The sequence below is a fragment of the Chitinophaga horti genome (genome assembly GCF_022867795.2).
Taxonomy (GTDB): domain Bacteria; phylum Bacteroidota; class Bacteroidia; order Chitinophagales; family Chitinophagaceae; genus Chitinophaga; species Chitinophaga horti.
The window spans coordinates 5,361,865-5,372,417 of record NZ_CP107006.1 but is presented as its reverse complement, the minus strand read 5'-3'; the positions used below and the strand labels follow the sequence as shown (position 1 = coordinate 5,372,417).

The 10,553-nt window shown below is 51.9% G+C and carries 9 protein-coding genes; 4 read left to right on the top strand and 5 right to left on the bottom strand.

The genetic code is table 11. The features are described from left to right. The first annotated feature begins 196 nt into the window (after nucleotides 1-196). Nucleotides 197-907 (top strand): PorT family protein, encoded by a 711-nt coding sequence (locus tag MKQ68_RS21595; RefSeq protein WP_264280906.1) that lies wholly within the window; start codon nucleotides 197-199, stop codon nucleotides 905-907. A gap of 218 nt (nucleotides 908-1,125) precedes the next feature. On the opposite strand, the gene MKQ68_RS21590 is transcribed toward MKQ68_RS21595, so the two are convergent. Continuing rightward, nucleotides 1,126-1,905, bottom strand: a complete 780-nt coding sequence (locus MKQ68_RS21590) for an enoyl-CoA hydratase-related protein (protein ID WP_264280905.1) — start codon at nucleotides 1,903-1,905, stop codon at nucleotides 1,126-1,128. A 334-nt stretch (nucleotides 1,906-2,239) separates the two neighbouring features. Then, nucleotides 2,240-4,270 carry a S9 family peptidase gene (locus MKQ68_RS21585; protein WP_264280904.1) on the bottom strand — a complete coding sequence of 677 codons (2,031 nt, stop codon included), beginning with the start codon at nucleotides 4,268-4,270 and terminating at the stop codon, nucleotides 2,240-2,242. Between the two features lie 226 nt (nucleotides 4,271-4,496). On the opposite strand from MKQ68_RS21585, the gene MKQ68_RS21580 reads away from it, so the two are divergent. From MKQ68_RS21580 to MKQ68_RS21570, 3 genes are read left to right on the top strand one after another with little or no spacing between them, the layout of a single operon-like run. Continuing rightward, nucleotides 4,497-4,910 (top strand): hypothetical protein, encoded by a 414-nt coding sequence (locus MKQ68_RS21580; protein WP_264280903.1) that lies wholly within the window; start codon nucleotides 4,497-4,499, stop codon nucleotides 4,908-4,910. A gap of 25 nt (nucleotides 4,911-4,935) precedes the next feature. Then, nucleotides 4,936-6,126 carry a GTPase HflX gene (gene hflX, locus MKQ68_RS21575; RefSeq protein ID WP_264280902.1) on the top strand — a complete coding sequence of 397 codons (1,191 nt, stop codon included), beginning with the start codon at nucleotides 4,936-4,938 and terminating at the stop codon, nucleotides 6,124-6,126. Between the two features lie 6 nt (nucleotides 6,127-6,132). Next, nucleotides 6,133-6,477 (top strand): Rieske (2Fe-2S) protein, encoded by a 345-nt coding sequence (locus MKQ68_RS21570; RefSeq protein WP_244836226.1) that lies wholly within the window; start codon nucleotides 6,133-6,135, stop codon nucleotides 6,475-6,477. 1 nt (nucleotide 6,478) lies between these two features. Here MKQ68_RS21570 and MKQ68_RS21565 read toward each other — a convergent pair whose 3' ends face one another. From MKQ68_RS21565 to MKQ68_RS21555, 3 genes are all read right to left on the bottom strand, one after another. Next, a complete protein-coding gene (locus tag MKQ68_RS21565) occupies nucleotides 6,479-8,893 on the bottom strand; it encodes a glycoside hydrolase family 31 protein (RefSeq protein ID WP_264280901.1) in 2,415 nt (804 codons plus the stop codon). Between the two features lie 90 nt (nucleotides 8,894-8,983). After that, on the bottom strand, nucleotides 8,984-9,541 hold the full coding sequence (locus MKQ68_RS21560) for a RagB/SusD family nutrient uptake outer membrane protein (protein WP_264280900.1): 558 nt from the start codon (nucleotides 9,539-9,541) through the stop codon (nucleotides 8,984-8,986). 59 nt (nucleotides 9,542-9,600) lie between these two features. Beyond that, on the bottom strand, nucleotides 9,601-10,536 hold the full coding sequence (locus MKQ68_RS21555; protein ID WP_264280899.1) for a RagB/SusD family nutrient uptake outer membrane protein: 936 nt from the start codon (nucleotides 10,534-10,536) through the stop codon (nucleotides 9,601-9,603). Nucleotides 10,537-10,553 lie beyond the last annotated feature (17 nt).

Below are 10,553 nucleotides of genomic sequence, written 5' to 3'. Positions count from 1 at the left end.
AAAGTTTTGTAGGTGTTACAAAAGTTGCCGGACGGTAGAAATAGGCTGGGGAAAACTGAAAGTGCGTAAGTTAAGGGAAATAAAATGAACGGGGCTGTTCATTATTCCATAGATATTTTTGCAATATTTTAACCTTTGGTTGTTTGCATTCCATTAAATTTGCCTAATATTCTTTTCGATAAGCTTTAAACATATTATGAAAAAAATACTCTTTACGTTAAGTCTGATGGCGGTTTCTTTCGGCGTATTCGCACAGGATAACAATACCAGCACCACTTCCAGCTCGACTACATCCAGTGTCGCCAACAGGGCCCGCTATTCCAGGGATTTCTTCATGCTCCAGCTGACTTATGACAACTGGGCCGGTGCCGACAGTGCCCGTGTGACAGGATTTTCCCGTGGCGTTAACGTATACCTGATGTACGATATTCCCTTGAAAGATCATATCAGCTTTGCAGGCGGTTTGGGCATCGGTACCAGCAGTATTTTCCTCGACGATCAGAAAATTGATATGTCAAACGGTAACTCTCAGCAGGTAAACTATGTAAATACCACCGCTTTTTCTAAGTATAAAGTGATGACCACTTACGTAGACGTACCCCTGGAGCTTCGTTTCCGTGGCGTTCCCGATAACGCAAACAAAGGTTTCAAAGCGGCCATCGGTGCTAAAGTGGGTATGCTGCTGAACGCACACACGAAGTCTAAAGCCAGCCTGGGTGGCGAAAAGAATATTTTGAAGGAGCAGAACAAACGTTTCTTCAATACCTGGAGATATGCTGCTACGGCCCGCGTAGGCTGGGGTAACTGGGCGGTGCTCGGTTCTTACGGCTTCAGTTCTGTGTTTAAAAACAACACCGGCCAGGAAGCATTTCCTTATTCCATCGGTATTTGCTTGAGCGGCCTGTAAGGGTTGCCTTAATGATATTGGAAAGCCCGCTCTTCTGGAGCGGGCTTTTTTTATAAGCGCAGTTTTCATCGCTGGAAGTTTTTCAAGGGACGTATGCGGTACGATGATCTCTGCACAGGATGCCTGTTCAACGGAGATGTTGGTCCGGGCGCTCTAAACGCTGGCTTTCGCTTTTCCTGGATACCTTAGTATCCCTTTACATCAAATATTCGCAATACCTAAGCGCCTTTAAACTCGGGCTTCCGCTTTTCCAGGAAAGCCTGTATTCCCTCCAGGTTATCGGCCGTATTCCCCGCAATCTCCTGGCAATACGCTTCATAATCCAACACCGTATCCAAGTCTTCCGTCATGCCTTTGGTGAGCATCTTTTTCATCATGGCAATGGCTTTCGTGGGGGCGTTGGCGTAAAAGCGGGCTTCTTCGACGACAACGGCGTCCAGTTCCGAGGCGGAAACTACTTTATTGATCAATCCCATCCCAAGGGCTTCGCCGGCGGTGAGTTTGGTGGCCTTTGTCGCCAGCTCAAACGCGCGGTGGTAGCCTACGGTGCGTGGCAGGAAGTAGGATGAGCCGGAGTCGAGCACGAGGGCGATGTTGATGAATATTTCTACCATGGAGGCGGCCTCGGAGGCGATGATCACGTCGCAGGCCAGGGCCAGCGAGCAGCCTGCACCCGCCGCCACGCCGTTCAGTTTGCAGATCACCGGTTTCGGCATGTTGCGAATAGCCCGTATGATCGGGTTGTAACGTTTGTGAAGCGATTCGCTCAGGTTACGTTTACCTGCACCCATGGCAGCTTTCAAATCCTGGCCGCTGCAAAAGGCTTTACCGGCGCCGGTGATCACGAGGGCACGTACGGCAGAATCTTTATCGGCCTGCTTCAGCGCGTCCTGTAGCTCGTAGCTGAGTGTATCGTCAAAAGCATTGTAAACTTCGGGGCGATTAAGCGTAATAGTGGCAATGTTGTCCGCCACGGAAAATTCGAGCGTTTTAAACATAACGGGAAGGTTTTTGAGGTGGAAGGGGACTGACTAAAACCTTTTTAGTCAGTCCGTGTATGAAAATTAAATTGTTTGATCTTAAGGCCAAGTCGCCCCCCACCGTCATCGCGAATGAAATGAAGCGAACCTCCGCTTCAGTCTTCGAGACAGTAACGCCGGGCAACCATGAAACACTGGTGCGAAGACTATACACGAGGTTGGCCGCGCTTCGCTCGCCATGACGGAGTTGGGTAGCGCTCTTTGCTTCTCACTATCTTTCCCACAACGCCGAATAGTAAGATGCCGCTGAAGTGAGTGACACAACGGCGGCCAAATAGCGATTCAAAGCTGGTTACAACGTCTCTTTCAGCCAACCGAAGAACTCACGTTGCCAAACGATCGCGTTTTGCGCGCTCAGCACCCAATGGTTTTCTTCGGGCAGGTACAGCAGCTTGCTTTTGATACCGCGCAGCTGTGCCGCCTGGAACGCCTGTAAGCCCTGCTCAATGCCCACGCGGAAGTCGATGCCACCCTGTACGATCATGATCGGCGAAGTCCAGCTGGCAACGAGGTTGCTCGGGTTGAACTGCTCGTAACTTTTGGCGTTCGCCTTATCCCAGTACGCGCCGATGTCCCAGTTGGCGAACCACAATTCTTCCGTGGTGCCGTACCAGCTGCGCAGATCAAACAAGCCGTCATGGGCGATGAAACTTTTGAAACGTTTTTCATGAACGCCAGCCAGCATATAAACGGAATACCCGCCGTAGCTTGCGCCTACCGCACCCAGGCGGCTTTTATCTACGAAAGGCTCTTTAGCCACGTCGTCGATTGCGCTCAGGTAATCGCGGATCGGCTGTCCGCCCCAGTCTTTACTGATGCTCGCATTCCACTCTACGCCATGGCCCGGCATACCGCGACGGTTAGGTGCTACCACAATGTAGCCCTGCGCCGCCATCAGCTGAAAGTTCCAGCGAAAGCTATAGAACTGCGACACGGCCGACTGCGGACCGCCCTGGCAATACAACAGCGTAGGATATTTTTTAGTCGCGTCGAAGTCAGGCGGGTAGATGACCCATACGAGCATCTTTTTGCCGTCCGTAGTATTTACCCAGCGCTCTTCCACTTTGCTTTGCGACAGTTTATTGTAAATGCTTTCGTTCTCTTTGGTAACGGGCTGCATAGCGCCTGTTTTCAGGTTGACGGTAAACAGTTCGGCGGCGTGGTTCATATCAGCGCGGCTAACTACAAGGTTGTTGCCCGCTTCGCCTACAATGCCGTTTACATCGAACTGGCCTTTCGTTACCTGGCGGATGTGTTTTGCGCCGGTTAATTCGACCTTCGCTTGCAGGCTGATTTCCAGCAGTTGCTCGGTGCCTTTGATCACAGCGAGGAAGAAGATCTTTTTGCCATCTTTGCTCCAGGTAGCGCCGCCGGCAGTGCCGTCCCAGTCTTTCGTGGCGTTATGAATTTGGGCTGATTTGAGGTCATATACGATCACGTCGTTCTTATCAGCCTCGAAGCCGTCGTGCGCCATGCTGAGCCACAACAGGCGGCTGCCGTCCGGGCTGAAAGCGGGGGCAACGTCGTAACCGGCCATGCCGTCAGACAGGTTTGTAGTCTGTTTGCTGGCCAGGTCGTATTGATAAATGTCGGTATTGGTGCTAACGGCATATTCGGTGCCGTGTTTCTTTTTGCATACGTACACGATGCTTTTGCCATCGGGCGCCCAAATGAAATCTTCGGCGCCGCCGGAAGGCATCTGCGGGCAGTCGTAAGGCTGACCGGCCATGATATCCACCGGTTCGCCCAGTTGCCCGTCATTATAAGGCGCATAAAACACATGGCTATAGTTACCATCCTCCCAGGTATCCCAGTGGCGGTAGTTCAGCGAGGTGTAAATCTGTGCGTTGGATTTTGGAAGGTCAGGGTGAAAGTCTTTACCACTCACTTTATCGACCTTCACTTCTTTAGAAAAGAGAATGAATTTGCCATCGGGCGACAAGCGGATGTTTTGCATGCCGCCGTCGTAGCTAGTTTTTTGTACCGGGTTGCTGCCATCAGCGTTCATTTCCCACCACTGTCCTTTCAGGCTGTAGCCGATTTTTCCGTTGGCCAGCACCTGCGCGCCGGATTCGCCGCCGGGTGTGCTGGTGAGTTGTTTGGCCGGGCCACCTTCGATGGGGGCTGCGTACAGGTTTCTTTCACTTTTATTTTCAGCCAGGTTGTAACGGCTCACACCGTAAATCACCGTTTTTCCATCGGCGGAGAGCGTTTCGCCGCCTACCCTTCCGAGCTGCCATAACAACTCGGGCGTCATTTTTTGCTGTGCCATACTATCGAATTGGATAAAAAGCATGCCTGCCAAAAAAAGCGTTTTTCGCATGGTCATTAGATTTTATTGATGCGATAAATGTAGGAAATGTAGCCTTACCGGTAAAATCGGCACCCTGCGTACTGGCAGAGCCGGCTGTAAAACAGTCGCATCTTTTCCACAGCTGCACCCATCTCTTGTACATTTCATGCTATTATTCAACCAGGCTACGCCCGCGGTTGTTTATGGAATGGTTTTAGGGGTCAATTACCCGGACTTTAATCAAAAATCTTAGACTATGAGTAAGCAAAAAAAGAATACAGAAGGCTATCCGCACTACCCTGCCAGCGAAGATATTTATAACAACGCAGAGCATACCGGCCAGGGCGGTGCGCCGGACAGTAAAGATCCAGAAGACCTGGCGCCACTGCTGAACAGCGACGATATCGAAGAAAGCGATGCTGACGTAACGGAAGATGACCTTGAAATACTGGGCGACCCGCTGCGCGACTTCGAACTGGAAGATAACAGCGACATTGTTCGCCCCGAACGCGAGGAAGGTGACGAAGACCTGGACGACCTGGATGTTCCCGGCGAAGAACTGGACGACGACCTGGAAGAGATTGGCGAAGAAGACGAGGAGAACAACTATTACAGCCTCGGAGGAGACCGCCACGGGATAGATATCGATCCGGAGGAGGAAAAGTACTAACTTTGCGGAAAGTTTTTTAAATACATTGATAGATAAACAACAAGTAGTAAACAAGAATGAGCGTGCCGTGCTGGTAGGCGTGATCCATAAGGAACAAACCGAAGCGCAGGTAAAGGAATATCTTGATGAACTGGCGTTTTTGGCAGAAACTGCCGGCGCCGAAACCGTTAAACGCTTTACGCAGAAACTTGCCCATCCGGACCGTGCCACGTTTGTGGGCAAGGGTAAGCTGGAAGAGATCCGCGTGTTCGTTACCTCCCGCAACGTCGACCTGGTTATATTCGATGACGAACTCACCGGCTCACAGATTTCCAACATCCAGAAGGAGTTGAAGATCAAAGTGATTGACCGTAGTGACCTCATCCTCGACATCTTCGCCCGCCGTGCCCGTACGGCACAGGCTAAGGTGCAGGTGGAGCTGGCCCAGTACCAGTACATTCTGCCGAGGCTGCGTGGCATGTGGAGTCACCTTGAGCGCCAGGGTGGTGGTATCGGTTCCCGCGGTCCCGGTGAAACGGAGATCGAAACGGACCGTCGTATCGTAAAGGATAAAATTGCTTTACTGCGTCGCCGCCTCGGCGAGATCGACAAGCAGGCACTTACCCAGCGTAAGGACCGCGGCGAATTTATTCGCGTGGCCCTGGTGGGCTACACTAACGTAGGTAAATCGACCACGATGAACCTGCTCAGTAAAAGTGAAGTATTTGCAGAGAATAAGCTGTTTGCGACCCTCGATACCACCACCCGCAAAGTGGTGTTTGAGCAAACGCCTTTCCTGTTAAGCGATACTGTAGGTTTCATCCGCAAATTGCCTCACCACCTGGTAGAAAGCTTTAAGTCTACTTTGGATGAGGTGCGCGAAAGTGACATCCTGCTGCATGTGGTCGACATTTCGCATCCGCAGTATGAAGACCAGATCGAGGTAGTAAACAGGACGCTGCAGGAGCTGAAGGCCTTTGAAAAGCCCACCGTGTTGATCTTTAACAAGATGGACCTCTACGAAAAGAACACCTTCGATGAGTGGCTGGCCGATGAAGTGAAGCAGGATATATTGGCGCAACTGAAACAAATGTGGAATGATAAGTCGCAGGGTAACTGCGTGTTCATTTCGGCGACAGAGCGTCGTAATGTAGAGGAGCTGCGGGCTACCATTCTCGAGAAAGTGACCCAGTTGTACCGCGAACGCTACCCGTACAAATCTGAATTTTTCTTCTAACAATTCATGGCAAAGGAATATAACTGGCACCGCGTAGCCGATGCGGACGATACACTCGCCGCCGAGGCAGTCATTACCGTTCAGGACGTGAACGGCAAAAAGATCTGCGTTACCCGGTACCAGGACCAGTTATATGCCTTTGCTCATAAATGTCCCCACGCCGGCGCGCACATGAACGATGGCTATATCGATGCGACCGGCAACGTGGTGTGCCCCCTGCACCGCTATAAGTTCGCGCTCAAGAACGGTTACAACACCAGCGGCGAAGGCTTCTATCTTAAGACATATCCCGTTGAACAACGCCCCGATGGCATTTACATCGGTATGGAAAAGGGCTGGTTCAACTGGTAGTTTACAATCCTACTACGATTTTGCTGTTCTCATTTTTCAGGTGGATGCGTTGCACCGTGCAGCTGTCTGTTGCGGAATCGCCCGCCTGTGGGTCGAAGCGGGAGATCGCGTTAAGCCAGGCCATTTTTTCTGTCTTGGCTTTCGGGATGGGTTGATCAAACCCGTGTAAAACGAGGCTTAACATACTGAACTGCGATGCGCGTTTACCTTCGGGTTTCTCTAATACCAGCTGCCCACCTTCATATTTAATCTGCCTTTTGTAAAACTGCCCTTTTTCGTAATCATACGTTTCCCCATCATCTTCGTAATACAGGAAACTATTCGGTTGTTCGCCCTTATACACGTGTAAGAACAATGTATCCCCCGGCTTCTCCGTCGTGTTTTGCACCAGCGATTGCGCAGGGACGATGCTGCCCGCTTTCACATATACTGGCAAATGTTTCATCATCATCGGGTACACGTATTCGTGCCCGCCCTCGGACACTGCATCCGTATAAAGCGAATACCATTTGCCTTGCGGCAGATACACTTCCGCGTAAGTACGCTGGCTTTCAAACGGCGTTACCAGGAGGCCGTGGCCGAACATAAACTGGTTTTGAAAGCGGGGATCGTATACCTTGGGGTCGTGGGTGTAGTCGATGGACAGGCTGCGCATAATGGGCATCGCCGTTTGCGTGGCTTCGTAAAAATGCGAATACAGGTAAGGCAGCAAACGATAACGCAGGTTGATATAGTTGCGCGCAATTTCCAACGCCTCTTCGCCAAACGACCAGGGTTCTGCGCTGCGGGTGTTTACGCCGGTATGGTTGCGGAAGTATGGCATGAAGGCACCGAGTTGTACCCAGCGGGTGTATAAACCGACCGACGCGTTGCCCGTAAAGCCACCCACATCCATTCCATTAAACGCCACGCCGGATATGCCAAGGCTGTTGAGTAGCCGCACGCCGAGCAACATGTGATCATCTTCCGCGCGGTTATCGCCCGTCCAGATGGCGGTGTAGCGTTGCAGGCCGGCGTAACCGGCGCGGGTGAGCACAAAGGGGCGGCGGTTCATGGCTTCGCGGGCACCTTCGTAACTGGCTTTCGTCATTTGCAGGCCGTAGGCGTTGTGTGCCTGTGGGTGCGCAATCGTGTCGCCTTCGTGGGCGAATAATACATTGTCCGGCATCTTCTGGCCCCAGGTGGCGATTTCGTTCATGTCGTTCCAGAAACCTTCTACGCCGCTGGAGAAGTAGGCTTTCATTTCTTTTTTCCACCAGGTACGGCCTTTTTCGCTCGTAAAATCCGGGAAGTGGCACCAGCCGGGCCATACCTGTCCGGTGTAAGGTTGGCCGTCGGGGTACTTAATAAAAATGTTTTGTTGCAGGCCGCTTTCGTACGAGCTGTAACCCTTTTCCACCTTAATGCCCGGATCCATGATCACGGTGGTTTTAAAACCCAGCTTCTTCAGCGCGTCCGTCGTTTGTTTCGGGTTAGGGAAGCGGTCTTTGTTCCAGGTGAAAATTTTATAAGCGTCCATGTAGTGGATGTCGAGTGTTATGCCATCGGCGGGTATCTTCTTTTCGCGTAGGGTTTGTGCGATGCGGATCACCTCCGAGTCGGGGTAATAGCTGTAGCGGTTTTGCTGGTAGCCAAGGCTCCACAGCGGAGGCAGCGGCATACGGCCGGTGAGATGCGTGTACGATTGAATAATATCCGCCAGGCGCGTATGGTAAATGAAGTAGTAATTCATTTCACCACCGGCGGCACCAAAGGAGGAGAAACGGTTGTTGCTCGCCCCGAAATTAAAATCGCTGCGCCAGGTGTTGTCGAAGAAAATACCGTAATTCATGCCGTGGTGGATGCCTACGTAAAAGGGAATGGTCGAGTACAGCGGGTCCTGGCCGGTGCTGTAGCCGAATACGTCGGAGTTCCAGTTGGTAAAGGCATTGCCCCGGCGGTCGAAGTTGCCTACCTTTTCGCCCAGGCCGATAAACCGTTCGCCCTCCTGCATTTTTTTGTAAGTCGTTACCGCATCGCCCGACCAGGAGCTGGTCAGTCCCTTCTCATCTTCATTAATCACTTTGCCATCCGGCGTAAGGAACGTAACCGCGAAAGGCGTTTTGTTGATGCGAAGTTGCAGCGAGTCGGTGGCGACTAAAATTTCTTTTTCATTTTGGGAGATGCGGGTACTGGTCTGCACAGGTTGCGCTATCACCGCATAGGAAAAATCTTTTCCCAATTCCTTTTTATCGATCCGCAGGCGAATGATGTTCGGTGTATATACCTGTACCAGCACGTTGGCATTGTTCACCTCAATCGTCACCTGCCCGTTGCCGATGTTGACGGCGCGCACATTACCGATGGTGCGCAGCGACTGTGCATAAGAAGGGAGGCCCGTCAGCAGCAGCAGGGCTGGCAGGAGCAATTTTTTCATGTCAGTATGTTTAAGAGGGAGAGGTCCATAAGAAGGGCTGTTAGACAACAGCCCTTTTATGGAATTGATCAACTGCGAAAAAACGAAACGTTAGTATCCGTCGTTTTGCGTAAGGTTCGGGTTCACCGCTTTGGCGTTGGCCGGTATCGGGAACAGGAGATATTTTTTGTCGTCGGTAGGTTTCAGCTGCGTAGGTTCCAGGAACTTGCCGAAGCGGATCAGGTCCTGGCGACGCCAGCCCTCCCAGTAAAACTCGCGGCCACGTTCGTCGATCATGTTGTCGAGTGTGAGGGCCAACAGTGGTGTTGCGCCGCGTTTTACCCGCAGCTGATTGACGATCGTAAGTGCTGCGCCCGCGCCATTGTTGCGCAACAGTGCTTCCGCCTTCATGAGTAACACATCTGCATAACGGAGAAAAACATAATCATTGCTGGCGTTGTTGCTGTTCTGGCCGTTGAGCGTTACAAAGTCTGGTGGATATTTCACCACGCGGATGCCTTTTACTTCGAGGTCGTTACCGGTTTCCTGCAACAGCAGTTCGCGGGTAAAGGCTAGTTTGTTGCCTTTACGGTCTACCAGTTCTTTACCGGTTTGATCGAATTGCTGCCCTACCAACAAGCCTACACGTAAGCCCGACACATTCGTCACACCTGGATAAGCCGCACCGCGACGGGTATCGGTGGCTTCGAACTTGTCATAAAAATTGCTCAGCGTAGAGAAGCCATTCCAGCCACTTGGGCGCTGGTTGTAATGAAGGGTTGGCGCCCAGCGGCAGAAGGATGAGTTGCCACCACGCGCAGTACTAAGGCCAGGGCCGTTTGCTGGGTGAAAATGTTTTCCGTGCTGATCACGTCGTTGTTGTAAGCGAAGTTGTCGTAGAAGTTGTTCGAGATGCTAAAGCTGCCCGTACCAATAATCTCATCCGCCAGTGTCACCACCTTCGTCATATCAGCAGGGTCGAACGTGGGCGCTTCCCGATTCGCGAAAGCGCCTTTGTTCAGGTAACACTTCATCAACAAAGTTTTGGCTGCAATTTTATTGGCCTGGTAAGCGGGCGTAGCGGGCGGACCAGCAGGCAGATCGTTCATGATCGCTTCCAGCTCCGTCACAATAAAGGTTAAAGCATCGTTGCCGACCAATACTTTCGGTGGATTCAATAACGTGTCGCCGGGCTGCCTGTACGGCACCTGTCCCCAGCCATCCAGCACAGAGAACATGGCAAAGGCACGCAGGAAGCGGGCTTCGGCAGACTGAGAGGCAGACGGGTTAAAGTTCAACACGTTCGTGGCCGCAAACTCCAGTGTAAGAATGTTATTGAACGCGTCGTTCACGTGCGTATGATCGGGCGTCCAGGCGTGGAGGTGCAGGGCGCGCCATACGCCGTTGTCGTCCCAGTCGCCGCCGCGGGTGGGTGCGACAGCTTCGTCAGTAGTCATTTCGCACAGTGCCCAAAAGTTGCTCTGGTCCTGGTAAGGCAATTGTAACGCGTCGTAAGCAGTTTTCAGCAGCGACGGTACTTTAATCACCGAGTCGGCCTGGTCTCTTGTAATCGTGGAGCCGAGTGTTTCGTCCAGGTCGGTACAGGAGCTGTACATCAGCCCCAGTGCTGCGATGGAAACGGCGAATATTTTATTTCGGGTCATGATCTTAGATTTTAAAC